This window comes from Enterobacter sp. RCC_40, from assembly GCF_041360735.1.
Lineage (GTDB): Bacteria > Pseudomonadota > Gammaproteobacteria > Enterobacterales > Enterobacteriaceae > Enterobacter > Enterobacter ludwigii.
Window position 1 is genome coordinate 133,802 of the sequence record NZ_JBFUPR010000008.1, and the last position, 25,661, is coordinate 159,462.

The 25,661-nt window shown below is 56.1% G+C and carries 22 protein-coding genes and 1 pseudogene; 11 read left to right on the top strand and 12 right to left on the bottom strand.

Going from position 1 to position 25,661, the window contains the following annotated elements; all coding sequences use genetic code 11:
* Positions 1-17: 17 nt before the first annotated feature.
* The 3 genes from AB6731_RS20700 to celB are packed head-to-tail and all read right to left on the bottom strand — an operon-like array spanning position 18 to position 3,718.
* Positions 18-1,439, bottom strand: coding sequence for a M17 family metallopeptidase (locus AB6731_RS20700; RefSeq protein ID WP_371006759.1), 1,422 nt, complete (start codon positions 1,437-1,439; stop codon positions 18-20).
* On the bottom strand, positions 1,439-2,395 hold the full coding sequence (locus AB6731_RS20705; RefSeq protein WP_153852984.1) for a N(4)-(beta-N-acetylglucosaminyl)-L-asparaginase: 957 nt from the start codon (positions 2,393-2,395) through the stop codon (positions 1,439-1,441). Before AB6731_RS20705 ends, AB6731_RS20700 begins: the two co-directional genes overlap by 1 nt.
* 3 nt (positions 2,396-2,398) lie before the next feature.
* Positions 2,399-3,718, bottom strand: coding sequence for a PTS cellobiose transporter subunit IIC (gene celB / locus AB6731_RS20710; protein ID WP_014171124.1), 1,320 nt, complete (start codon positions 3,716-3,718; stop codon positions 2,399-2,401).
* A 145-nt stretch (positions 3,719-3,863) separates the two neighbouring features.
* Here celB and AB6731_RS20715 point away from each other — a divergent pair, with 145 nt between their 5' ends.
* On the top strand, positions 3,864-4,688 hold the full coding sequence (locus AB6731_RS20715; protein ID WP_371006760.1) for an XRE family transcriptional regulator: 825 nt from the start codon (positions 3,864-3,866) through the stop codon (positions 4,686-4,688).
* Here AB6731_RS20715 and arsC read toward each other — a convergent pair.
* Both arsC and bepA read right to left on the bottom strand, forming a co-directional pair.
* A complete protein-coding gene (gene arsC, locus AB6731_RS20720; protein WP_014171122.1) occupies positions 4,685-5,041 on the bottom strand; it encodes an arsenate reductase (glutaredoxin) in 357 nt (118 codons plus the stop codon). The genes AB6731_RS20715 and arsC overlap by 4 nt on opposite strands.
* Positions 5,042-5,059: 18 nt before the next feature.
* Positions 5,060-6,523, bottom strand: a complete 1,464-nt coding sequence (gene bepA / locus AB6731_RS20725) for a beta-barrel assembly-enhancing protease (protein WP_020883065.1) — start codon at positions 6,521-6,523, stop codon at positions 5,060-5,062.
* Positions 6,524-6,744: 221 nt separating this feature from the next.
* Here bepA and AB6731_RS20730 point away from each other — a divergent pair, with 221 nt between their 5' ends.
* Positions 6,745-7,809, top strand: coding sequence for an AI-2E family transporter (locus AB6731_RS20730; protein WP_014171120.1), 1,065 nt, complete (start codon positions 6,745-6,747; stop codon positions 7,807-7,809).
* Between the two features lie 121 nt (positions 7,810-7,930).
* Here AB6731_RS20730 and bcp read toward each other — a convergent pair whose 3' ends face one another.
* Together bcp and AB6731_RS20740 are read right to left on the bottom strand one after the other, a co-directional pair.
* Entirely contained in the window at positions 7,931-8,401 is a 471-nt protein-coding gene (gene bcp, locus AB6731_RS20735; RefSeq protein WP_014171119.1) for a thioredoxin-dependent thiol peroxidase, read from the bottom strand.
* The gene (locus AB6731_RS20740; protein WP_014171118.1) at positions 8,401-8,970 is read right to left on the bottom strand and encodes a glycine cleavage system transcriptional repressor; all 570 of its coding nucleotides are present in this window, start codon (positions 8,968-8,970) and stop codon (positions 8,401-8,403) included. Before AB6731_RS20740 ends, bcp begins: the two co-directional genes overlap by 1 nt.
* Before the next feature lie 145 nt (positions 8,971-9,115).
* Between AB6731_RS20740 and dapA the strand changes: the two genes are divergently transcribed.
* The 6 genes from dapA to ypfH all read left to right on the top strand — a co-directional run bounded on the left by dapA (position 9,116) and on the right by ypfH (position 15,599).
* Positions 9,116-9,994 (top strand): 4-hydroxy-tetrahydrodipicolinate synthase, encoded by an 879-nt coding sequence (dapA, locus tag AB6731_RS20745; protein WP_014171117.1) that lies wholly within the window; start codon positions 9,116-9,118, stop codon positions 9,992-9,994.
* Between the two features lie 16 nt (positions 9,995-10,010).
* Positions 10,011-11,045 (top strand): outer membrane protein assembly factor BamC, encoded by a 1,035-nt coding sequence (gene bamC / locus AB6731_RS20750; RefSeq protein ID WP_020883067.1) that lies wholly within the window; start codon positions 10,011-10,013, stop codon positions 11,043-11,045.
* 109 nt (positions 11,046-11,154) lie between these two features.
* Complete coding sequence (purC, locus tag AB6731_RS20755; RefSeq protein ID WP_008501631.1) at positions 11,155-11,868, top strand: phosphoribosylaminoimidazolesuccinocarboxamide synthase; 714 nt, start codon at positions 11,155-11,157, stop codon at positions 11,866-11,868.
* Between the two features lie 119 nt (positions 11,869-11,987).
* Positions 11,988-12,857: a neutral zinc metallopeptidase gene (locus AB6731_RS20760; RefSeq protein ID WP_020883068.1), complete on the top strand. Its 870-nt coding sequence runs from the start codon at positions 11,988-11,990 to the stop codon at positions 12,855-12,857.
* Positions 12,857-14,830: a tRNA(Met) cytidine acetyltransferase TmcA gene (locus tag AB6731_RS20765; protein ID WP_371006762.1), complete on the top strand. Its 1,974-nt coding sequence runs from the start codon at positions 12,857-12,859 to the stop codon at positions 14,828-14,830. Before AB6731_RS20760 ends, AB6731_RS20765 begins: the two co-directional genes overlap by 1 nt.
* A 73-nt stretch (positions 14,831-14,903) precedes the next feature.
* Positions 14,904-15,599, top strand: a complete 696-nt coding sequence (ypfH, locus tag AB6731_RS20770) for an esterase (protein WP_020883070.1) — start codon at positions 14,904-14,906, stop codon at positions 15,597-15,599.
* A 36-nt stretch (positions 15,600-15,635) separates the two neighbouring features.
* Here ypfH and AB6731_RS20775 read toward each other — a convergent pair whose 3' ends face one another.
* Genes AB6731_RS20775 through AB6731_RS20785 form a run of 3 tightly spaced genes read right to left on the bottom strand, consistent with a single transcriptional unit; the run spans position 15,636 to position 17,346 of the window.
* Positions 15,636-15,833 (bottom strand): YpfN family protein, encoded by a 198-nt coding sequence (locus AB6731_RS20775; RefSeq protein ID WP_371006763.1) that lies wholly within the window; start codon positions 15,831-15,833, stop codon positions 15,636-15,638.
* A 24-nt stretch (positions 15,834-15,857) separates the two neighbouring features.
* Complete coding sequence (gene dapE, locus AB6731_RS20780; RefSeq protein WP_014171110.1) at positions 15,858-16,985, bottom strand: succinyl-diaminopimelate desuccinylase; 1,128 nt, start codon at positions 16,983-16,985, stop codon at positions 15,858-15,860.
* A 10-nt stretch (positions 16,986-16,995) separates the two neighbouring features.
* Positions 16,996-17,346 (bottom strand): ArsC family reductase, encoded by a 351-nt coding sequence (locus AB6731_RS20785; protein WP_014171109.1) that lies wholly within the window; start codon positions 17,344-17,346, stop codon positions 16,996-16,998.
* Between the two features lie 387 nt (positions 17,347-17,733).
* On the opposite strand from AB6731_RS20785, the gene ypfM reads away from it, so the two are divergent.
* Positions 17,734-17,793 carry a protein YpfM gene (gene ypfM / locus AB6731_RS20790; RefSeq protein ID WP_015572204.1) on the top strand — a complete coding sequence of 20 codons (60 nt, stop codon included), beginning with the start codon at positions 17,734-17,736 and terminating at the stop codon, positions 17,791-17,793.
* A gap of 109 nt (positions 17,794-17,902) precedes the next feature.
* Here the strand turns inward: ypfM and acrD are convergent, their stop codons facing one another.
* Together acrD and narQ are read right to left on the bottom strand one after the other, a co-directional pair.
* On the bottom strand, positions 17,903-21,016 hold the full coding sequence (gene acrD, locus AB6731_RS20795) for a multidrug efflux RND transporter permease AcrD (protein WP_148576122.1): 3,114 nt from the start codon (positions 21,014-21,016) through the stop codon (positions 17,903-17,905).
* Between the two features lie 142 nt (positions 21,017-21,158).
* A pseudogene (gene narQ, locus AB6731_RS20800) lies at positions 21,159-22,853 on the bottom strand (nitrate/nitrite two-component system sensor histidine kinase NarQ).
* A gap of 152 nt (positions 22,854-23,005) precedes the next feature.
* Between narQ and aegA the strand changes: the two are divergent.
* Both aegA and nudK read left to right on the top strand, forming a co-directional pair.
* A complete protein-coding gene (gene aegA, locus AB6731_RS20805; protein ID WP_151887781.1) occupies positions 23,006-24,982 on the top strand; it encodes a formate-dependent uric acid utilization protein AegA in 1,977 nt (658 codons plus the stop codon).
* A 67-nt stretch (positions 24,983-25,049) separates the two neighbouring features.
* Positions 25,050-25,640 carry a GDP-mannose pyrophosphatase NudK gene (nudK, locus tag AB6731_RS20810; protein ID WP_371006764.1) on the top strand — a complete coding sequence of 197 codons (591 nt, stop codon included), beginning with the start codon at positions 25,050-25,052 and terminating at the stop codon, positions 25,638-25,640.
* Positions 25,641-25,661: the final 21 nt, after the last annotated feature.

The following is a 25,661-nucleotide window of genomic DNA, read 5'->3' on the forward strand; positions in this document are numbered from 1 at the left end:
GTGCCACTGGCCAAAACTCACCTGTCTTCCAGCAAATGCTCAACCAGAAGTGGAATGGGTCTGCCCGAGGCCACGCTTTTTCCGTTCTCACGCCACAGCGCCGTGCCGCTAATATCCAGATGGGCCCATGGAATGGTCGGCGGGCAAAAATGGTGTAACAGCCAGGCCGCCGATGCGCTGATCGCCGCATTATTGGGTGGGGTATTGCACAGGTCGGCGATGGCGCTGTCGGTCTGTTTTTTTAGCCGTGCATCCAGCGGCAGGGACCACACCTCATCACCGCTCCGTTTCCCCGCGTGGGTGAGCGCCTGACGCAGCGCTTCGTCCTGCGTCATTAACCCACTCAGCTCGTACCCCAGCGCCTTCACGACGGCACCGGTTAAGGTCGCCATATCAATAATATAGCGAGCCTGCGGATGACGCTGGCTGGCCCAGGCGATTGCATCCGCCAGTACCAGCCGGCCTTCGGCATCGGTATTGTTGATTTCAACCGTGATACCGTTACAGGCGCTGGCCACCGTGCCCGGCTGCATCGCATCCGGTCCTATGGCGTTTTCCGCCAGCGCCAGTACGCCCATAATACGAACCGGCAGGCCGAGTTCTGCCACGCTCAGCATCAACCCGAGCACGTTCGCTGCCCCGCACATGTCATATTTCATGGTGTACATGCCCGCGCCTTCCTTCAGCCACAGGCCACCGGTATCAAACGTTATGCCTTTGCCCACGTAGCAGCGTACCGGGCCATCAGCGATGCCGTTATAGTGAATGGCCAGCAGCCGCGGTGGACAGGTCGCGCCTTTACCGACGGCATGCAGAAGCCCCAGACCCTGTTCAATAATTTGCTTTTCATCAAGCACTTCACACCGCAGGGCGGGGAAGGCGGCGCACAGCTTTTGCGCTTCGTCGACGACATACTGCGGCGTACAGCGATCGGACGGCATATCCGCCAGACGTCGCGCGGCGACCATTCCTCGGGCAATAGCCTGCTGTTGCTGGAAGAGAGCGTCCAGCCTTTCACGCTGTTGCGGATGACACAGGGCGGTGACATGGCGAAGGCGAACGCTTTTGCCATCGGTTTTCTTAAGCTGCAGATCGCGAAGGTCATACGCCTGGTTAAAGAGAAAACGCAGAACCTGCGTCAGCACCACCTCGTCAATATCCGTGACATCCAGTACCACATCGGCGCTGACCGGGGCTGCCAGCAGTGGACGGAGGGCGGCGAGTAACCCTTCTGTCAGACTGTCCTGCCAGAGCGCATCCGGCAGCAGCGTGATTCTGGCAAACGGAGCACAGCCAAAGCGGGTATCCGCGACGGCGTTTTGTTCACGCATTTCAGCGATGAGTGCGGTGTCCGGCAGTAACGCGCAGGCGGCCCGGGCAATAAGATGACTCTGGGGCTTTGCGTCTGCAAGGTCGGTGATAAGCTTAAAGGTAATCATTATGACTCCTCAACTGGCGCGCGGATCCGCGCGGCATAGGCCTGCATCCATTCCTCATCCACGGGCTGATAGTGCGTTTTTTCCCGCAGGCGCTCGGCGCGAAATACGGTGAGAGGCTGGCGGGCCGTTGCCACCACAAATGAGAAGGTTTTGATGTTGGTTGCGGCGCCGAATTCGCCTTTATTATTCATGCACACCACCGAGAGATCGCCCGCGCGGCCAAAGCGCGACATCAGTTTGTCTTCCAGTTCGAAGACCACCGAGTCCGCCGCCTGCTGGGGTGACATGCCCTGTGCCATGCGGCGAACAATCTCGTAGCTGGTGCAGCCTTTCATCAGGTCTTCCCCCACGCCGGTGGCGGTGGCGGCACCGGTTTCACTGTCGCAGTAAAAGCCGGAGCCGATAATCGGCGAGTCGCCAATACGGCCGCGCTTTTTCATAAACAGACCGCTGGTGGAGGTCGCCACGCTCATTGACCCCCTTTTGTCGAGGCCAATAATCCCGACGGTGTCATGCCCATCGTACGGGCTTAAGCCTTTGTCCAGCGTCTCCCGGCAGCGCTTACGGTAATGCTGCATCGCGCGGTCGGTAAGCATGGTTTTGTTGGCAAAACCCTGACTCAGCGCCCATTCACGCGCGCCCTGGCCGACCAGCAGGCTGTTATAGCGCTGGCGGCTTAGCGCATGGGCGACACGCACCGGGTTCGCAATATCAACCAGATCTCCCACGGCCCCAAACGCAAGCGTATCGCCATCCATATACGCCGCGTCCAGTTCAACTTCGCCATTTTCGGTTGGCAGCCCGCCGTAGCCGACGGATTTATACAACGGGAAGTCCTCGACGGCAGCAACGGCATCGACCACCGCTTCTGCTACCGGTTTCCCCGCAGCCAGCGCAGACGCAGACTCCGTGACCCCTTCAAGCGCCATTCGCCAGGTTGCGATAATTCCCCACATGCTTTACTCCTGTTTTGCAAGGGTTGGGTCGGTTTGCGTCACGGTGGCAATCTCCGCGGCGCGGTATTGTTTATCCACGATACGCATGAAAGGCAGATACAGCATGGCGCCAATCAGCAGATTGATAAGCTGCATCACGCTGCCGCTGAGATGCCCCGTGACGATAAACCCGCTGATCACCGGCGGTAACGTCCAGGGGATAAACACCCCGGTGGTCACAGCCACGGCACCCATTTTCATCGCGGCATATTGCACGGTAACCAGGACCAGCGGCACCAGATTGAACGGGATCAGCATGATGGGGTTCATGATAACCGGCAGGCCAAACAGAATCGGCTCGTTGATGTTAAACACCGAGGCCCCCGCGCCGAGACGCGCCACCTCGCGCATATTTTTGCTGCGGGCAAAAATCAGCATCGCAATCACCAGCGAGAGCGTTGCCCCTGCGCCACCCATCCAGATCATGTCAAAAAACTGTTCGGTGATAATGTGCGGCGGCGTCGTACCCGCCTGAATGGCGGCGATGTTATCGGTCTGGTTCTCCATCCACAGCGGGCGAATGATGCCGTTGATCATTGAGCCGGAGTTAATGCCCACAGACCACAGAATGGTGATGCTGAACACCGTCATCAGCGCGCCGAAATAAGAGGTCCCGTAGTGGCGAACCGGCGTGGCGACCACTTCGTAAATAAACTGGTGAATGGTGTTGTAGTGAGTATTTTCGAAAATGATGCGGATAATAAGCACCAGAATCATTACCAGCAGGGCCGGGATCAGCGCGGCGAACGACTCCTGCACCGCCGGCGGCACGCCATCAGGCATTCTGATGACCAGCTTTTTGCGCTTCAGCCAGCAGAACAGCTCCGTCCACAGCAGAGAGCCAATCATCGCCACGAACAGCCCTTTGCTGCCAATCCACTCCACCGGCATGACCGTGATACCGCCGTTTTCGGCCACTTTGATAAAAGGTGTCAGGATTAAAAAGGCGACCAGAGCCAGAATGCCGCAGGAAATGCGATCTTCGCCGTAGTGTTCGGCCAGGCGAAACGCCACCAGGAAGCTGATAAACAGCGACATGGTTGAGAAGACCGCGTTGAACGGAATTTCAATGATGGCACTCCAGCTTTCACCAAATGCCTGAGACATAAACTGCTGATAGGTTTGGTTCGGAAAAGAGGAGATGACCAGCAGAATCGAGCCGACGATGATAAACGGCATGAAGGAAACATAGGCCCCGCGTATGGCGCCCAGATGCCGCTGTTGCGCGGTTTTGGCCGCCAGCGGCATCAGTTTTGCTTCAAGAAATCCCAGAACATTGTTCATTGTGAACTCCGTACAAGATTGAGGGGTGTTGTTATGTTATGTCTGTGGATTATCAGTGAAGCGCGGTGGCTGAAAGGTGAAACAAGTCACAAAGCACTCGCTAAGATATTATAAATCTCATGAGATTGGTTATGGAGTTACAGCGATGGAAATCAAATTGCACGCCAATGCCACCACCACGCCGCGGATCCGTCGCTATCTGCAACAATCCAATAAAAGCGACAGAGAACTGGCTACGGAGCTGGGTATTTCCGTGACGACCGTGCGGCGATGGCGCAATCGCGATCGGGTTTCTGACAACCATACGATCCCAAAAATGATACACAAAGCGATGAGACAAGAGCAGGTTGACCTCGTCAATGCGCTGCGTGATATCACGGGTGCACCGCTGGATGAACTGCTGCTGCTGGTTAACGCGGTGCTGGGGATTTCCGTTTCGCGGGCGACGCTGAACCGTTATCTCCGTCCCGCTCCTGCGAAACGCAAAGGCGTTGAACTTCAGGGGAGAAAAGCGCTAAAGGCAGGCGTTTTACCCACAAAACTGCTGGTGCATCACCAGCCTTTATCGCTCCATATGGATGATGGCGGGGAGCAGCATCTGCTGTGGGGGCGCGAACCGGTGAGCGGCTGGTGTTATGCCCGGCTCTATGCGGGAATTTCATCACAGCTGCTAAACAACTGGATGCGTGAGTTGCTGAACGCCTGTCCGGCTGATATCCAATCTGTTGAGACTTTCGGTTTTGAACCCGACTTGCCCGCGGGTGAACCTGTCGTAAAAGTACAGCCGACCAGGCACAAGGCCGTGCAGGTTGCGGTACCGCTCGGCGACATCATTCCACGAGTGAATGCTGTTCCGTTAGGGCAGGTGTTGATCGAGATGTGCGAGTTTTACAATCGGGGCAAAGCGCAGAAAAAGCTGGGAGAGAGCACGCCGCAGGCCTTTCTGGAATCGCTGCGGCGTAAGGATTAGAGAATTTCGAGCACCTCTTCCGGCGGGCGTCCAATACGCGCCTGACCGTTTGCGACCACAATGGGGCGCTCAATCAGTTTCGGATTTTCAACCATCGCCTGAATCAGCTCAGCCTCGGTTAGACGACTGTCATTCAGATTGAGCGACGTATACAGGTCCTCTTTCTGGCGCATTAGCTCTCTGGCACTGCCCATTCCCAGCATGTGCAGCAGCTGACGAAGCGTCTGTGCATCTGGCGGTGTCTCCAGATACAGCACCACTTCCGGGTCAATGCCGTTCGACTTCAGCAGGCTAAGGGTGTCGCGGCTCTTCGAGCAGCGTGGGTTGTGGTAGATTTTTACCGCGTCTGTCATGACCTGAATTCTCCTTTATTACATCTTCTCGTACGGCTTAAAGCGCTGCTGCAGACCGCGAAGCTGATCGATACGCGCATCGTAACGGGCCTGCTGCAGACTGCCGAGCTTAACCTGTGAACTGGCACTGCTCAGGAGGGAAATCGCCTGGTCAAGACGTCCCACCAGGGCAAAGCCTTCGGCGCGTGCCGCAAGCTCCTGATCGCGGTTACCCAGCTGCGCTTCTGCCTGGGCAAGCAGATCCCAGCCGTTCTGATCGTCTTTATTGTTAAAGGTGTAGCGGTTCAGAATGTTCGCCGCTTCAGCAGGCTGACCACCCTGTAAGTAAGCATTCGCCAGGTTAAGCTGCAGCACCGGGTTTGTCCGCACCTCTTTTGCCCCTTTCAGGCGATTAATCGCATCGGTGGCTTTTTTCTGCCCCAGATCGATATCCGTGGCGAGATCGAGATACCACGGGTTATTCGGATCGGCGGCGAGAAGTGGCTGCAGCGTTTTACGCGCTTCGTCATATTTGCTGGCTTCCATCGCCTGTAACGCCTGGCCATACTGAGCCGCGTTTTTCTCACGCACGTTGCCTTTCGCCAGCGCATCCAGCAGGTCGCTGGTCAGCTGGTTACGCCCGGAATTGTACATTCCAAGCGTTCGCACTTTTGCCATGTAGAAATCCTGCGACGACTGAACCACGACCGGGCGCATCTGGTTGGCACGGTTACGCGCATCCGACAGACGGCTTTCCGGTAAGGGGTGCGTCAGCAAAATTTCCGGTGGACGGGAGGAGTAGCGCGCCTGGTCGAGCAGCTTTTCGAGGAAGCTCGGCATGGCCTGCGGGTCAAAGCCCGAACGTTGCAGCACCTGAATGCCAATACGATCCGCTTCCTGTTCGTTTTGCTGGGTGAAACTGATCATCCCCTGACGTGTTCCCGCCAGCGTACCGGTTAACGCCGCCATCCCGGCCTGCGGGCTGGCCATTGCCAGCAGAATGGAACCCAATGCGCCAACCCAGGTCAGCGGAGCGTTACGCTTCTGGTCTTCCATTGCTCGGGCAAGGTGGCGCTGGGTGACGTGAGAGATTTCGTGCGCCATGACCGAGGCCAGCTGACTTTCGTTATCAGAGTAGCGGAATAACGCCGAATGCAGCACCACGTTGCCGCCAAAGAAGGCGAAGGCGTTGATTTCGTCATTATTGATTAAATAGAAGTGGAAGGGGGTTTTTACCGAGTTGGCGTGCGCGACCAGGCGCATGCCCAGCCCGTTAATGTACTGAACCAGCAACGGGTCGTTAATCAGCGGCGCGCTGCCACGCAGCTGACGAACGTAATAATCCCCCATCTGCATTTCCTGCCCAATGGAGAGCGTGCTTCCTGCTGTAGTGCCCATGTCCGGCAATGAATCGGACGAGTCAGCGAAAGCTGGCAACACCTGACCGACCGTCAGTGCGGCAATCAGTGTCGCAACCAGTGTTTTTCTCAACTGCCTGAACATAACCACTGTCCTGTATTTGGGATGTGCTAATTTGACCGATGAACCGGCATATCGTTCATCTCCACTGCCCTGCGAGTGTAGCCGTGTTGAGGCATGAAGAAAATCCCATTCATCAGGGTTTTGCGGATCGTGGCCGGGAGACAAAAAGCGAAAGTCTTTTTTGTGACAGTTAGATACAATTCACGTTCTCACTCCCGCCATCCGATTCAGGGAAGGGTTGTATGCTTGAAATGTTAATGCAGTGGTACCGCCGTCGGTTTAGCGACCCGGAAGCCATTGCTTTGTTGGTTATTCTCGTCGCCGGGTTCGGCATTCTGTTCTTCTTCAGCGGTCTTCTCGCCCCCCTGCTGGTCGCGATTGTGCTGGCGTACCTGCTGGAGTGGCCAACGGCGCGTCTGGAAAATATAGGCTGTTCCCGTCGCTGGGCGACCAGTATCGTCCTGGTGCTGTTTGTCGGCATCCTGCTGTTAATGTCGTTTGTCGTTATGCCTGTGGCCTGGCAACAGGGGATTTACCTTATCCGCGATATGCCCGGCATGCTGAATAAGCTTTCCGATTTTGCCGCCACGCTGCCGCGCCGATATCCCGCCCTGATGGATGCCGGGATCATTGATGCGATGGCCGAAAACATGCGCGCCCGCATCATGACAATGGGCGATTCCGTGGTGAAATATTCCCTGGCGTCGCTGGTAGGGTTGCTCACGCTGGCCGTCTACCTTGTCCTCGTTCCGTTAATGGTTTTCTTCCTCGTCAAAGATAAAGAGCAGATGCTGAACGCGGTGCGGCGCATTCTGCCGCGTAATCGCGGGCTGGCCGGGCAGGTGTGGGAAGAGATGAACCAGCAGATCACCAACTACATTCGCGGCAAAGTGCTGGAGATGATTGTGGTGGGTGTGGCTACCTGGATTGGTTTTTTAATTTTCGGGCTTAACTACTCGCTGCTGCTGGCGGTGCTGGTGGGGCTGTCGGTGCTCATTCCCTACATCGGTGCCTTTGTGGTGACCATTCCGGTTGTCGGCGTTGCGCTGTTCCAGTTTGGTCTGGGGACCGAGTTCTGGAGCTGCTTCGCGGTGTACCTGATCATTCAGGGACTGGATGGCAACCTGCTGGTGCCGGTGCTGTTCTCCGAAGCGGTGAACCTGCATCCGCTGGTGATTATCTTATCCGTGGTGATTTTCGGCGGGCTGTGGGGATTCTGGGGCGTGTTCTTTGCCATTCCGCTGGCAACGCTGATCAAAGCAGTGGTTCACGCGTGGCCGGATGTGCCCGCGGTTGAGGATAAGTAGATAGTTGTGCGGCCTGATACCCTCTCCCGTGGGGAGAGGGGCAAATATCAAAAACGGTAACCTGCGTTACCGTATTGCATTTACCGCGTAGGTCGGGTCAGGCGAAGCCGCGTCCCAACGATCAGGCGCTTTGTTTGAGCCAGTTCAGTACCACGTCGTGGTGATTGCTGGTTTTGAAGTCATCAAACACATGTTCAACTTTACCGTCAGCGTCAATCAGGAAGCTGATACGGTGAATGCCGTCGTAGGTTTTGCCCATAAAGGTCTTCTCGCCCCAGACGCCAAACTGCTCGCATACCTGGTGGTCTTCGTCAGAAAGCAGCGTGAAGTTAAGCAGCTCCTTTTCAGCAAATCGTGACAGCTTTTCTGGCTTATCGGTGCTGATACCCAGCACTTCCACGCCGACTTTTTTCAACTCGTCCATGTTGTCGCGTAAGCCGCAGGCCTGTACGGTGCAGCCCGGGGTCATGGCTTTCGGGTAAAAATAGACCAGAACACGCTGTCCCTGGAAGTCGGTCAAATTTACTTGCTCACCATCCTGGTCAGGTAAGCTAAATTTCGGTGCGATGTCACCGGCTTTCAGTGGGTTCATTACTCAACTCCATCCTGTTCATGCTGCGAATAATTGACGACGCTTATACTGCCTTGCGCGTTTAATTCTGTACAGAGGGCTTTGAACGCTTGCTCGATATTTGACGCATCCTGCGAGGCAGGGCTGTGTGCGGTAATCTGAATAAAAAGGGTGGGAATGGCGCTGCCGTCACCCGGCTGCGTTCGGGAAACGAGTTCGGCAATATTCATCTGATGGCTGTCAAATAACGCGGTGAAGCGCTCAATCAGATGGGGTGAATCGGGGACTTCAACCTGCACCCAGACGGTCGCGGGCAGGGCCGGACGTGGGCGAGCAGTGGTGCGTTTCATCACGATCAGCAAATCCAGCTCCGCACCTTTGAGCGGCAGGGTCGATTCGATAAGGGTAATGGCATTCCATGTCCCGGACAGCAGCATAATAAACGTGAACTCTTCGCCCAGCATAGCCAGACGACTGTCCTCGATATTACAGCCGCAGCTGCTCACATGGCGGGTGATGGTGTTCACGATACCCGGCCTGTCAGCACCCAGCGCAGTGATAACCAGGTAATGTTGTGATGAGGTTGTCAAACCTGTTCTTCCTTTGCATGGTTAAGTCTTCCTAAGGAAAGCATAAAAAAAACATGCATACAACCGCCTGAGGGCCTCACGTCGCTTGCTTTTATTACAGTTCCAAACGTACCATTGAGGCTCTTGTTCGCACAGAGGATGGCTCATGTTCACGGGAAGTATTGTCGCGCTTGTTACACCGATGGATGAAAAAGGTAATGTCTGCCGGTCAAGCATGAAGAAGCTGATTGATTACCATGTCGCCAATGGAACCTCGGCGATCGTTTCGGTAGGGACTACCGGTGAATCTGCAACGCTAAGCCACGAAGAGCACGGCGATGTGGTGATGCTGACCCTGGAACTGGCTGACGGGCGTATCCCGGTCATCGCAGGGACAGGCGCTAACGCCACGGCAGAAGCTATCAGTTTGACCAAACGTTTTAACGACAGCGGCATCGTGGGCTGTCTGACGGTGACCCCTTATTACAACCGTCCTACTCAGGAAGGTCTGTTCCAGCATTTCAAAGCCATCGCAGAACATACTGACTTGCCACAAATTCTGTATAATGTGCCGTCCCGTACTGGCTGCGATATGCTGCCGGAAACCGTTGGTCGTCTCTCGAAAGTAAAAAATATTATCGGGATTAAAGAGGCGACAGGGAACTTAAGCCGCGTTCATCAGATCAAAGAGCTGGTTTCAGACGACTTTATCCTGTTGAGCGGCGATGATGCGACCGCACTGGACTTTATGCAGCTTGGTGGCCATGGCGTGATCTCCGTAACGGCGAACGTTGCGGCCCGCGATATGGCTGAAATGTGCAAACTGGCGGCTGCCGGTCACTTTGATGAAGCTCGCGTGATTAATCAGCGTCTGATGCCGTTGCATAATAAATTATTTGTCGAACCCAATCCGATCCCCGTGAAATGGGCGTGTAAGGAGTTGGGACTTGTAGCAACCGATACGCTGCGTCTGCCAATGACACCGATTACCGACCACGGTCGTGAAATTGTCACAGCAGCGCTGAAGCATGCCGGTTTGCTGTAGAGTTTAGGGAGATTTGATGGCTTATTCAGTACAGAAGTCGCGCCTGGCGAAGGTTGCGAGTGTTTCGCTTGTTATGCTGCTCGCTGCCTGTAGTTCAGACTCGCGCTACAAGCGCCAGGTGAGCGGTGATGAATCCTATCTGGATGCGACCCCGCTTGCTGAACTTCACGCACCGGCTGGTATGATCCTGCCGATTCAGAACGGCGATTACAATATTCCCGTGACCAACGGCAGCGGCCTGGTCGGTAAAGCGCTCGATATTCGTCCGCCAGCACAGCCTCTGGCGCTGGTGAGCGGGGCGCGTACCCAGTTCACCGGTGACACGGCGTCGCTGCTGGTTGAAAGCGCCCGCGGTACCACCCTGTGGCCGCAGGTTGTGAGCGTCATTCAGGCGAAGAACTACACCATCGATAAACGCGATGATGCCAGCCAGACCTTAACCACCGACTGGATCGAGTGGAACCGTCTGGACGAAGATCAGCAGTACCGTGGGCGTTATCAAGTCTCCGTTAAACCTCAGGGTTATCAGCAGGCGGTTACCGTTAAGCTGTTGAACCTGGAGCAGGCGGGTAAACCGGTTGCGGATGCCGCATCAATGCAGCGTTACAGCACTGAAATGCTGAACGTGATTGCCGCGGGTCTGGATAAGAACGCCAGCGACGCCGCTAACGCAGCGCAGAGCCGCAACGGCGCGACGTTTGACGTTCAGAGCGGTGCGGATGACACCGGTCTGCCAATGCTGGTTGTGCGTGCACCGTTTAACCAGACCTGGCAGCGCCTGCCAGCGACGCTGGAAAAAGTGGGCATGAAAGTGACCGACAGCACCCGTTCAACCGGTAGCATGACGGCAACCTATAAGCCGCTGTCTGACAGTGCATGGCAGGAACTGGGCGCCACCGATCCACAGCTGGCTTCCGGCGACTACAAGATTCAGGTAGGTGACCTCGATAACCGCAGCAGTCTGCAGTTTATCGATCCGAAAGGCCACACGCTGACCCAGTCGCAGAACGATGCGCTGGTGGCCGTGTTCCAGGCTGCATTCAGCAAATAAATACGAGGGCTGGTTAATCCAGCCCTTTTTATTTTCGTGCTACGCAAACGTGTGCGTGGCATAATATCCCCAGTTTTGAACACCAATCATCACACCAGGAGTAATGAAGATGCAGAAGCAAGCTGAGTTGTATCGTGGCAAAGCGAAGACCGTATACAGCACGGAAAACCCGGATCTGTTGGTGCTCGAGTTCCGCAATGATACGTCAGCAGGGGATGGCGCACGCATTGAGCAGTTCGATCGTAAAGGCATGGTGAACAACAAGTTCAACCACTTCATTATGACCAAACTGGCCGAAGCGGGTATCCCGACCCAGATGGAAGCACTGTTGTCCGATACGGAATGTCTGGTGAAAAAACTGGATATGGTTCCGGTTGAGTGCGTCATTCGTAACCGCGCAGCAGGCTCCCTGGTGAAGCGTCTTGGTATTGAAGAAGGTATTGAGCTGAATCCACCGCTTTTTGACCTGTTCCTGAAAAACGATGCCATGCACGATCCGATGGTCAATGATTCTTATTGCGAAACCTTCGGCTGGGTGAATAAAGAGAACCTGGCGCGCATGAAAGAACTGACCTACAAAGCCAACGACGTGCTGAAAAAACTGTTTGATGACGCGGGTCTGATCCTCGTCGACTTCAAACTGGAGTTCGGCCTGTTCAAAGGCGAAGTGGTTCTGGGTGATGAGTTCTCTCCGGACGGCAGCCGTCTGTGGGATAAAGAAACGCTGGATAAAATGGACAAAGACCGTTTCCGTCAGAGCCTGGGTGGCCTGATTGAAGCGTACGAAGCGGTTGCTCACCGTTTAGGCGTTAAGCTCGACTAACTCCCTCATCGCCAAAGGATATGTATATCCTTTGGCGTCTTACCCTTGTTTCCTATGGTAATCTTGCCGTTAACCGCCTACGATCATAGCTATTATTAATGGAATAGTTCGAGGTGGTTATGCGCTGGCAAGGGCGTCGTGAAAGTGACAATGTAGAAGACAGGCGCAGCGATAGCGGCGGCGGTCCTTCAATGGGTGGGCCTGGCTTCCGGTTACCCAGCGGAAAGGGCGGTATTATTCTGCTGATTGTGGTGCTGGTCGCGGGGTACTACGGTGTCGATCTGACCGGTTTAATGACCGGCCAGCCTCTGCAGCAACAGCAGCATTCTGAGCGCTCAATCAGCCCGAACGAGGATGAAGCGGCCAAATTTACCTCCGTTATTCTCGCCACCACAGAAGAAACCTGGGGTCAGCTGTTCGAGAAAATGGGGCGTACCTATCAGCAACCCAAGCTGGTGATGTACCGTGGCGCAACCCGTACCGGATGCGGCACCGGACAGTCGGTGATGGGGCCGTTCTACTGTCCGGCAGACAGCACCGTCTATATCGATCTCTCTTTCTATGATGACATGAAACGCAAGCTTGGCGCTGACGGCGATTTTGCCCAGGGCTACGTCATTGCGCATGAAGTCGGGCACCATGTGCAAAAACTGCTGGGGATAGAACCCAAAGTACGCCAGCTTCAGCAAAACGCCTCTCAGGCTGAGGTAAACCGTCTTTCCGTACGCATGGAACTGCAGGCGGACTGCTTCGCGGGGGTCTGGGGGCACAACATGCAGCAGCAGGGCGTGCTGGAATCCGGTGACCTGGAAGAGGCGCTCAATGCCGCGCAGGCTATCGGTGACGATCGTCTTCAGCAGCAGAGCCAGGGCCGCGTCGTCCCCGACAGCTTTACTCACGGCACATCACAACAACGATACAGCTGGTTCAAACGCGGTTTCGACAGCGGTGACCCGGCGCAGTGTAATACCTTCGGCAAAGCCATGTAATGGTGGCGTTTGAACATCTGATTCGCGAGCTTGAGCACAAAGGTCATCGTCGGCTGGTGGTGCTCAGCGGCGATGAGCAGTGGACATTCACGCAGGCATCAGCCCTGCGTGATGCCTTGCCCGGAGACTGGCTGTGGCTGGCGGATAACGCGTCCAGAGCCATCAGCGGGCTGCTGGGACGCGAGTTCCGGCACGCAATTTTTGATGCCCGCGCCGGGTTTGACGTCTCAGCCTTTGCGGCCCTGAGCGGGACGCTGCGTGCCGGTAGCCTTCTGGTGCTGCTGGTACCGCCCCCTGACGTGTGGGCGGAACAACCTGACAGCGATTCACTGCGCTGGAGTGACAGCGCCGAACCCATCGCCACACCAAATTTTATTCACCACTTTTGCCGGACGATTGCCGAGGATCCTGAGGCGATAATCTGGCTTCAGCACCAGCCTTTATCGCTTCCTGCACGATCCGACGCCCCTGACTGGCAGCCCGCCAGCGGTGCGCCGCAGCGCGAGCAGGCTGAGATACTGGCAGCACTCCTGGCCATGAAACGCGGCGTTGTGGCCGTTACGGCCCCGCGCGGACGCGGGAAGTCTGCGCTGGCGGGCATGCTGTTGAGCCGCACGCAGGGCAGTGCCATTGTCACTGCGCCATCAAAAGGGGCGACGGAGGTTATCGCCCGTTTTGCCGGCGAACGTTTTCACTTTATGGCCCCGGACGCGCTGCTGGCCTCTGAAGAGCAGGCCGACTGGCTGATTGTCGACGAAGCCGCTGCCATCCCCGGACCGCTGCTTGAAAAGCTGGTCGACCGTTTCCCACGCGTCCTGCTGACCACAACGGTGCAGGGTTACGAAGGAACAGGAAGAGGCTTTCTGCTTAAGTTCTGTAGCCGGTTCAGCGGGTTGCAGCGGTATACCTTATCAACCCCGGTACGCTGGGCTGCAGGATGTCCTCTTGAGCGGGTCGTTGCCAGCGCACTGCTGTTTGACGATACGCTTATCGATCGCAGCCCAACAGGCGCCATACAGTTGACCTCTCTGGCCCCGGAAGCCTGGACGAGCAACCCGGCGCTGGCGGCGAGTGTGTATGAGCTGCTTTGTGCGGCACATTACCGCACCTCACCGCTTGATTTACGCCGCATGATGGACGCGCCCGGCCAGCACTTCGCCGTCGCCCAAACGGACTCTGTCATTGCCGGGGCGCTCTGGCTGGTGGAAGAGGGGGGATTAACGGCGCAGCTCAGCCGTGCCGTCTGGGCGGGGTTCCGCCGCCCTCGCGGGAACCTGGTGGCGCAGTCCCTTGCCGCGCATGGCGGCTCCCTGCTGGCGGCAACGCTCAAAGGCCGACGGGTGACCCGAATAGCGGTACATCCTCGTCGTCAACGGGAAGGCATCGGACAGGCACTGATCCGCAGCGCAAGCGGCGAGGATTACCTGTCGGTGAGCTTTGGCTATACCGATGAACTGTGGCGTTTCTGGCAGCGATGCGGCTTTGTGCTGGTGCGCATGGGCAGCCATCGCGAAGCCAGCAGCGGCTGTAATACCGCAATGGCCTTGCTGCCGCTCAGCGACGCGGGGCGACAGCTGTGTGAGCAGGCACATCAGCGACTGCGCCGCGATGCGCGCGTGTTATCGGCCCTGAACGGTGAAAAGATCCCGGTGGACGATGGCTGGGAGGCTACCCTTAATAGTGACGACTGGCTGGAGCTGGCGGGGTTTGCCTTTGCCCATCGCGCATTTTCTACCTCCGTCGCGGCGTTAACGCGGTTGCTGCTAAGCGTGGACATGCCGCTGCCCGCCCTGCGCGGGAAAGTGGAGGCGAGAAGTGATGACGCCCGGCTCAGCGCTGAACTGCTTCTTTCGGGGCGAAAAGCGTTACTGGCCAGGCTTCGCAGTGAAACGGCGCAAGCGCTTGAAAGCCTTGAACCTGCACGCTGTCAGCAGCTGAAAGACGACATTTTGCAATGGCAATTTTTTCAATGACTTCTTCAGTAAAGTGGCATGGTCATTCCTCCTGAGAGGCGTAGAATCCAGGCCATCAAATAAGGAGACCGCCATGAAACACGATCATTTTGTTGTTCAAAGCCCTGATAAACCGGCTAAACAGTTACTGCTTCTGTTTCATGGTGTTGGCGATAACGCCGTCAATATGGGCCAGATTGGCAGCTGGTTTGCCCCGATATTTCCGCAAGCGCTGATTGTCAGTATTGGCGGGGTGGAGCCGTGTGGTCCGAACGGACGGCAGTGGTTCTCCGTTCAGGGCGTAACGGAAGAGAACCGCCAGGCACGTATTGACGCCGTCATGCCTGTCTTTATCGACACCGTGCGTTACTGGCAGCAGCAGAGCGGCGTTGGTGCCGATGCGACCGCGCTGATTGGCTTTTCGCAGGGGTCTATCATGTCCCTGGAGAGCGTAAAAGCGCAGCCAGGCCTGGTGTCGCGTGTGATTGCTTTTAACGGTCGCTTTGCGACGTTACCGCAACGCGCGACGACGCAGACCACGATCCATCTGATCCACGGTGGTGAAGACCGCGTGATTGAACTTTCGCATGCGGTTGCCGCGCAGGAAGCACTGATCCGCGAAGGCGGGGATGTGACGCTGGATATTGTAGACGATCTGGGGCACGCGATTGATGACCGCAGCATGCAGTTTGCGCTCGATCATCTGCGTTATACCGTACCGAAGCACTACTTTGATGAAGCGCTCAGCGGCGGCAAGCCAAATGACGATGATATCGTCGAGTTTATGTGATGTAGCCCCCTCTCCCGCAGGAGAGGGGACAGAGAATCACTTCTTCTGGTCTTTCTTCTGCCAGTCGTCATCATCGTCCCACTTATCGTTAAAATCACGATGCGGTGGAAGATCCGGTTTGTTGGCGAGAAACTTTTTGTGATCAACGCGCTTAAGATCTTTAATGACGTTAAGTAACACGCCGACCAGAAACACTAACACCAGAATCCACCAGTACTTTGAAAGCCAGTCCATTCGCTATTCCTCTCAGAGCGTTCGTCAGGCGACGAGTTGCTCCATAATTCGTTGATACATACGGGCCAGCAGCTGCAAATCAGCAGCATTCACACATTCATTGATTTTATGAATGGTTGCGTTCACCGGCCCCAGTTCGACAACCTGGGCCCCCATCCGGGCAATAAAACGTCCGTCTGAGGTGCCACCTGTCGTCAGCAGTTGTGGCTTAATTTCATTATAGTGCTCGATGGCGTTCACTACCGCATCCACCAGTTTGCCGCGCTGGGTCAGGAACGGCTGGCCGGAAAGCCACCAGTCCACGGTGTAACGCAGATTGTATTTTTCCAGCAGCGCGATAACGCGCGCTTTGATCATCTCATCGGTCAGTTCAGTGCTGAAGCGGAAGTTAAACTGGACAAAGAAATCACCCGGGATCACGTTGTTGCTGCCGGTACCGGCCTTCAGGTTTGCAATCTGCATGCTGGTCGGCGGGAAGAACTCATTGCCTTTATCCCACTCGATGGTCACCAGTTCGTTCAGCATCGGTGCCGCGCGATGGACCGGGTTATCGGCCAGGTGTGGATAGGCAACGTGCCCCTGAACGCCATGAAGGGTCAAATTGCAGGTCAGCGACCCACGGCGACCATTTTTGACGACGTCTCCCACCACTTCCGTACTGGACGGCTCGCCGACCAGGCAGTAGTCGAGACGCTCATTGCGGGCCATCAGCGCCTCAACGACCTTCACGGTGCCGTTATGGGCGCTGGCTTCTTCGTCAGAGGTGATCAAAAACGCGAGGCGGTTTCTGTGGTTCGGATGTTGGGCAACGAAGCGCTCTGCCGCCACGACCATCGCCGCCAGCGAGCCTTTCATGTCTGCCGCACCGCGCCCGAACAACATGCCATCGCGGATGGTCGGTTCAAACGGCGGGTTGATCCAGCGATCCGCATCACCTGCGGGAACGACGTCGGTATGTCCGGCAAAGGCCAGCGTTTCGCCCTGACCGCGCCACGCCCAGAAGTTCTGGGTATCGCCAACGTCCATGCGTTCAACGGTGAAACCGATGGCACGCAGGCGCTCAATCATTAATGCCTGACAACCTGCGTCGTCCGGGCTAAGGGAGGGACGGCGAATAAGCTGCTGAGTCAGCTCAATGACCGGGCATGACATAAACTACACCTCAACGAAAAAAGTCGGAATAAAGGGTTTCACTGAAACCCAGCAGCATAGGCTGCCCGGGCGCGCAGAGCAATGGGCGTTTGATGATTGCCGGCATTTCGAGCATCAGTTTGGCGGCACTGTCGGCGTCGTTGATGCCAGCCCGGACGGCTTCATCCAGTTTACGCCAGGTGGTACCACGGGTATTCAGCAGCGCCTCCCAACCCAGTTCCTTGATAGCGGTATGCAGAAATTCTGCATCAAGCCCGTCAACGCGATAGTCATGGAAACGGTACTCCACGTTGTTCGCTTCCAGCCAGCGGCGTGCTTTTTTGATGGTGTCGCAATTTTTAATGCCGTACATCACAACCATGGTGAATCCTTTTGTTCTTATGATGATTAAATGTTCAGTAATTTCGAAGATATATCCTTAAGTGGAATATAACACATTCAGGAATTGTCTTGATTTACACTTCTTCTTAATTCAACTCACAACTGTACGCTGAATATTCTTTCATCATTTAAGCATAGATGTCCATAAGACCGAAAATGCTAATGAACTCAGGCGGTAATTTAAATCTCACCTGCCTGTATGGTTATTTCAAAATATTGCTGAGCGTCACACAAAATTTAAGGCCCTGCGTTCATATTTATCATAAATCCCTGACAGTAGCGGGGTACAATCACAGCGATAGGTTAGACGGTCTTCACAATGATGATACGTTTTCGTAGAATGCGCATAATAATAAGAGAGGTAGTTATGATTGAACGTGAACTGGGGAACTGGAAAGATTTTATCGAAGGCATGCTTCGTAAATGACATTCAGTAAGAATTGCAAGAGCACTTAAATAAGTAAAATAACCATAGTGTGAATTAATCACACACCCTAAAAGGCGGCCCTGAGAGCCGCCTTTTTTATTACGCACTGTTATTCAGGACGTTCCTTCAGCGGGAAGCGGCGACGCACCAGCACAAAGAACAGCGGCACAAAATAAATGGCCAGGACGGTTGCCGAAATCATGCCTCCCATCACCCCTGTACCTACCGCATGCTGGCTGCTGGAGCCCGCACCGGTGCTGGTTGCCATCGGTAATACCCCAAAGACAAATGCCAGCGACGTCATCAGGATCGGACGCAAGCGCTGACGGCAGGCGTGCAGTGTGGCCGCCATCAGCTCGTGGCCTTTGGCATTCATCTCGTTGGCAAACTCAACAATCAGGATCGCGTTTTTCGCCGACAGGCCGATCACGGTGAGTAGCCCAACCTGGAAGTACACATCATTCTCCAGACCGCGCATCCAGGTCGCCAGCAGCGCACCGATGACGCCAAGCGGCACCACCAGCATGACCGAGAACGGAACGGACCAGCTTTCATACAGCGCGGCAAGACAGAGGAAGACCACCAGCAGGGAAAGCGCGTAAAGCGCAGGCGCCTGTGCCCCGGAGAGCCGCTCCTGATAAGACATCGCCGTCCACTCCAGCCCAAACCCGGCAGGCAGCTGTTGCACCAGTTTCTCCATGGTGTCCATGGCGGTACCGGTACTGACGCCCGGCGCGGCTTCACCGACGATTTCTACCGCCGAATAGCCGTTATAGCGTTCCAGACGCGGCGAACCACTCTCCCAGTGCGACGAGGCGAACGCCGAGAACGGCACCATCCCGCCTGCGTTATTACGAACAAACCAGCGGTTAATATCATTCGGCAACATACGGAACGGCGCGGCGGACTGGACATACACTTTTTTCACACGCCCACGATCCATAAAGTCATTCACATAGCTTGAGCCCCAGGCCGTCTGCAGGGTGTCGTTAATGTCGTCGATGGAAACACCCAGAGCCTGCGCCTTACGCTGATCAATATCCACCTGCAGCTGCGGGCTGTCATCCAGGCCGTTATGACGAACGCGGGTCAGGTCAGCGTCTTTGCCCGCCAGCGCTAACAGCTTATCGCGCGCCGCCATCAGCGCCGTGTGGCCTGCACCGGCGTGATCCTGCAGCTCCATGTCAAACCCGGCAGAACTGCCCAGCCCGCTAATGGCCGGTGGGCTGCTGGCAAAGACGCGCGCTTCGTTGATCTTCGTAAACGCGTGGGTTGCGCGTTCAATGATGGCCGCCGCGGTCCCCGTTTTTGTGTCGCGCTCGTCCCAGTCCTTCAGGCGTACAAACATACGGGCGACGTTCTGCCCGTTACCGCCCGGGCCAGAGCCCACGGTGGAGAAGACCGACACCACATTATCTTTCTCCTGGGTAAAGAAGTACTGTTCGACTTTTTCGACCACTTTCAGCGTCTGCTGCTGCGTCGCGCCGCTCGGAAGTTGCACGGAGGTAGTGAACATTCCCCGGTCCTCCATTGGCAGGAACGAGGTAGGCAGATGCAGGAATAGCCAGACCATTCCGCCCAGCAGCACTACGTAAATCAGCATCCAGCGCAGGCTGCGGTGCAACACTTTACCGACGGCGGATTCATAACGCGCGGCATTGCGGTTAAACATGCGGTTAAACCAGCCGAAGAACCCTTTCTGACCATGCTGCTCGCCTTTGTGCAAAGGCTTAAGAAGGGTAGAGCAGAGCGCAGGGGTCAGGATCAGCGCCACCAGTACCGAAAGCACCATTGCCGAGACGATGGTTATCGAGAACTGGCGGTAAATGGCGCCGGTTGTGCCGCCAAAGAAGGCCATCGGGATAAAGACCGCCGAAAGCACCATGGCGATGCCGACTAACGCGCCCTGTATTTGCCCCATCGATTTACGCGTGGCCTGGCGCGGGGAAAGGCCTTCCTCGCTCATGATGCGCTCGACGTTTTCAACCACCACGATGGCGTCATCCACCAGAAGGCCAATTGCCAGCACCATTGCAAACATCGTCAGCGTGTTGATGCTGTAGCCAAACGCGTAAAGCACCGCGAAGGTGCCCAGCAGGACCACGGGGACGGCTATGGTCGGGATCAGCGTCGCCCGGAAGTTTTGCAGGAACAGGTACATGACCAGGAAGACCAGCGCGATGGCTTCCAGCAGGGTCTTCACCACATCCTCAATCGACGCTTTAACGAAGGAGGTGGTTTCGTAGGCGACTTTGTATTCAAGGCCGTGAGGGAAATAGTTCGACAGCTCGTCCAGGCGGTCTAACACCAGTTTCGCCGTCGCCATTTCATTTGCGCCGGAGGCCAGTTTAATCCCCAGGCCGGAGGCGGGATTACCGTTAAAGCGGCTCAGGTAGTCGTACTTTTCCGCGCCCATTTCCACCGTGGCGACATCGCCCAGCCGCACTTCTGAACCGTCCTGATTCACGCGCAGGGTGATGTTGCGGAACTGCTCCGGAGTCTGAAGCAGCGATTGCGAGTTAATGGTGGCATTCAGGGCTTGTTTTTCGACGGAAGGCGTTCCTCCCAGCTGCCCTACGGCAATCTGGGCGTTCTGCGATTTGATGGCGTCCGTCACGTCAGTCGCCGTCATCTGGAAGCTGTTCAGCTTGTCAGGATCGAGCCAGATGCGCATTGAATATTGTGACCCGTAGGCGTCGATATCCCCTACGCCGTTAATACGGCTGAGCGGGTCCTGAATGTTACTGGCAACGTAGTCCGCAATATCCTGCTTATCCATGGAACCATCGGTGGAGACAAACGCGATGGTCAAAATATTGGTATCCCCCGTTTTACGTACGGTAACGCCCTGATTTTGCACTGCCTGCGGCAGTTTTCGCATGGCTGACTGCAGCTGGTTTTGTACCTGTTGCACCGCTTCATCCGGGTCAGTCCCGGCCGTAAAGCTCAGGGTCACCGTCGCCTGGCCCGTGGCACTGCTTTGTGAGGACATGTACATCAGGTTATCCAGACCCGTCATGTTCTGCTCGATAACCTGCGTCACGGTATTTTCCAGCGTCTGTGCCGAGGCGCCGGGGTAGTTTGCTGTGACACGCACGTTAGGGGGTGCCAGATCGGGGTATTGCTCAACGGGAAGTGAAGTAATGGCCAGGACACCTGTCAGACACAACAGAATGGCAAGTACCCAGGCAAAAATGGGGCGATCGATGAAAAAATTCGCCATGAAAAATTGACCTCGTTTTGCTGCACGTCATTATTGTTTATTGCCCGCACCACTTTAGCGGCAAGACGAAGACCAAACGTGGAGAAATAAAGGAGATAATGTAAATTATCATGCGCGTTTCTCTGCGCTGCCCCCTTTACGGTTATTTACCTGTTAACGCCAGCGACGAAGGGAATGTCACGCTAACCTGCGTTCCCCCATTTTGTGGCTGCGAAAAGTGCAGGGTACCGCCGAGCCGTTCCGCGCGTTCACGCATAATATTCAGCCCGTAATGTCCCGGCGGCTCGCTGGCTTCGCCAATCCCGATGCCATTGTCGCGAATGCTCACGCTGTGCGTGCCGTCCACGGCGGTGATACAGCTTACGGTGATCTCGCTGGCCTGCGCGTGCTTGATTGCGTTCAACACCGCTTCACGCACGATCTGCAGCAGATGCACCTGCTTTTGTGCGTCAAGGGCCAGCGAGGAGAGGCGACAATCAAGATGCAGCTTTGCCTGCGTCTGGCTCTGCAGACCGTCGAGTGACTCCTGAAGGGCCGCCGGCAGGTTAGCGTGGTTGAGCGTCAGGCGGAAGGTGGTGAGCAGCTCGCGAAGCTGATGCCAGGCATTGTTAAGCTCGCGGGAGAAGTCGGTGATGATGGTCTGCGCCGGGGCATTCTCTTGCGGTACGGCACGCTTAAGCAGCGCAAGCTGGATCCGCAGATACGACAACACCTGCGCGAGGGAATCATGCAGTTCGCGGGCAATCGTCGCGCGCTCTTCCATCAGCAGCAACTGCTGGTAATGCTTTTGCGCCTGGTTGAAGTAAAGCCCGCGCCCGAGCATTGTCGCCACGCTTCTCATCAGCGGAAGCGGGACGCTGTCCGTCTCGCTCTGCCAGCGCAGCTCGCCGTAGAGCGTGTCCTGCATCAGCACCGGCAGGTTTTGCAGCGGCATGTCGGCTGCCTCACTCCCTTCACACAGACGCCAGTCGTCGCTGGTCCGTAACTCCAGATAATTCATCCGGGTGTATTCATGGACGATTTGCAATATATGCCGGAAACAGTGACTGTCTATCTGTCCGGTGTTGAGCGCCTGCGAACATTTGAACAGCATTTCGAGCTGCTGATGCGCCTCGTTCAGGTGCCGGGTCTTTTCCGCAACCGAATCTTCAAGCGAGCGATAGAGGGTGTGTAACTCCGCCGACATATGGTTAAAGGCCCGGGACAGCTGACCGAGTTCATTCGGCAAAGCGGTATCCGGTGCCGGGGTATCAAATTGTCCCCGTTCAACGCGTTCGCTTGCGGCGACCAGATTGTTGAGCGGCAAGACCACCTGACGACGGATGCGTCGCAGGGTAAACACCGTCAGCAGCAGGATCCCCAGCGCGCCAGCCAGAGAGAGCAGGGTCACCGTCTGAATTTTATGTTCGGTATAGTGCTGAAGGGCGAGCACAAAGGCATCAATACGGCCAACAAAATCTTCGATATGGGTTTGTTACCACGCGAGATCGCCGCGGGCGATGTGCGTATCCATCTCCTGCCAGGCCAGATGCAGCTGCTGGTAGCGCTGTTTGACATCGTCCGGCACGTACCAGCGGTTCAGCTTTTGGAGTGCAGGTGCGCTCAGGGTGTGTTGCCAGTGTTGGCGATGCTGTGTCAGGGAAGGGCTGTTGCGCTGCATCTCATAGCCCAGCCGGTAACTCTGCATACGCAGTGAACCCGCAATATTGATGGCTTCGGCGTCACGCTGGCTGCTGGCAAGCGTCAGCAGCGCGACGGTGCTGGTCAGAACGGATAACACAATCATCGAAAAGAAAGCCCAGGCCAGGCTTGCGGAAACAGGGCGTTTAACGGTCACAGAACGGCTTCCTGAATAAAATTGATCTGCCACAGGTTCACTGGAAATAGTTTGGCATTCCGGGCAATTGAACATTGCCTGACGACGCTGTGATGAGTAAATACCATATTCATACAAAGAATAAGGTTATTGAACCAAAAACAGGTGTCGTTATGAATCGTTTTATTATGGCTAACAGCCAGCAATGTATTGGGTGCCATGCCTGCGAAGTTGCCTGCGTAATGGCGCATAATGATGAGCAACATGTCCTGAGCGAGCGCCATTTCCATCCCCGTATTACGGTCCTTAACTCTGGCGCGCAGAACAGCCCCGTCACCTGTCACCACTGTGAAAATGCCCCGTGTGCACTCAGTTGCCCGAACGGCGCCATCAGCAAACGCGATGACAGCGTACAGGTGAATCAACAAAAATGCATCGGTTGTAAAGCCTGCGTGGTTGCCTGTCCCTTCGGCACAATGGAGATTATCGTTACGCCGCTCGACAACGGCAGTGCAAAAGCCTCGGCGTATAAATGCGATCTCTGCCTGACCCGCCCGCAGGGCCCGGCCTGTATTGAAAATTGCCCGGCAGATGTGCTGACGCTGGCGACGCCAGACGTGCTGGATAAGCTGGCAAAATCGCGCCGTCAGCGCACCGCCAGGCTGGAGGCGCAGCCCTGGCACAGTGAGGCAGTCAGCGAGGAGACGGCACCCACCAAACTGCAGCAGATGCAAAACACACCACCACGCGGCGAGCCCGACAAACTGGCTGCCGAAGAGCGGGTTGGCCATTTCAATGAAATATACCTGCCGTTTCGGACCGAACAGGCCAGACGCGAGGCATCGCGCTGCCTGAAATGCGGGGAGCACAGCATATGTGAATGGACCTGCCCGCTGCACAACCACATTCCGCAGTGGATTGAACGGATTAACGCCGGTGACATCCTCGGCGCGGTCGAACTTTCTCATCAGACCAACTGTTTACCTGAAATTACCGGCCGGGTCTGCCCGCAGGACAGGTTATGTGAAGGTGCCTGCACCGTGCGCGATGCGTCAGGGTCGGTGACCATTGGCAACCTCGAGCGCTACATCTCTGACCAGGCGCTGGCGCTGGGCTGGCGACCGGATATGTCTGGCGTTTCTTCGGTGGGAAAACGCGTCGCGATTATCGGCGCGGGGCCTGCCGGACTGGCATGTGCGGATGTGCTGGTGCGCAGCGGGGTGAGCGTGACGGTCTATGACAGGCATCCCGAAATCGGCGGCTTGCTGACCTTCGGCATTCCGGCCTTTAAGCTGGATAAATCCCTGCTCGCACGACGCAGAGAGATTTTTACTGCGATGGGGGTTCACTTCGAGCTGAACTGCGACGTGGGCAGCGATGTGTCGTTGTCTCAGTTGCAAACAGATTACGACGCCCTGTTCATTGGCGTGGGAACCTATCGTTCGATGAAAGCGGGCATCCCCCATGAAGATGCGCCGGGTGTCTACGATGCGTTGCCGTTCCTGGTGGGGAACACGCGCCACGTCATGGGGCTGGACGCGACGGCCAACGAACCGTTTATCGACACCCGTGGACTCAATGTGGTGGTGCTGGGCGGGGGCGATACCGCAATGGACTGCGTGCGCACCGCGTTACGTCACGGCGCGGCAAAAGTCACCTGCGCCTATCGCCGGGATGAAGCCAATATGCCGGGCTCGAAAAAAGAGGTGAAGAATGCGAAAGAAGAGGGAGCCGCATTTGAATTTAACGTCCAGCCCGTTGAATTGACCCTTGCTGCTGACGGCAAGGTTAACGGCATCCGGATGCTGCGCACCCGGATGGGAGAGCCGGATGCGCAGGGGCGTCGTCGACCCGTCCCGGTGGAGGGCAGCGAGTTTGTCATGCCGGCCGATGCGGTGATTATGGCTTTTGGTTTTAACCCACATGCCATGCCCTGGCTGGAGAGTCAGGGCGTCAACACCGATGACTGGGGGCGAATCATTGCCTCGGTGGAAAGCCGCTATCGTTACCAGACGTCTAACCCGCAAATTTTCGCCGGCGGTGATGCGGTGCGCGGCGCTGATCTGGTGGTGACGGCGATGGCGGAAGGGCGTCATGCGGCGCGGGGGATCCTTGACTGGCTTGAGGTCAGTGTGCCGAAAATGCACTAAACCAGGCGGGCGACAAAGCGGGTTTCACGGCGTACTATAGGAAGACTCATTGTGTCGTGGAGCCCGTATGACCCTGAAAATTGACGTTATCAAAGACAAAATCCTTTCTGAAAACTACTTTGTTCTGCGTAACATCACTTACGATTTAACCCGTAATAACGGTGAAGTGATCCGCCATAAACGCGAGGTCTATGACCGCGGCAATGGCGCCACCATTTTGCTCTATAACCGTGAAAAGCAGAGTGTGGTGCTGATCCGTCAGTTCAGGGTAGCAACATGGGTCAATGGCAACCCTGACGGCAGGTTGATTGAAACCTGTGCGGGCCTGCTTGATGACGACGAGCCGGAAGTGTGCATCCGCAAAGAGGCCGTCGAAGAGACTGGCTTTGAAGTGGGAGAGGTCAAAAAGGTCTTCGAGCTGTTTATGTCGCCTGGCGGCGTGACGGAAATCGTCCACTTCTTCATCGCGGAATACAGCGATGCGCAGCGTACTCACCGCGGCGGTGGCGTGGAAGATGAAGATATTGAAGTGCTGGAGTTGCCGTTTTTCCGGGCGCTGGAGATGATGCATGCCGGGGAAATCAGGGATGGTAAAGCTGTGATATTACTACAGTATCTTCAAACGACCGGGCTGATGAACGCCTCTTTCGAACGGTGATAGATTGTATTTCGGATAAAT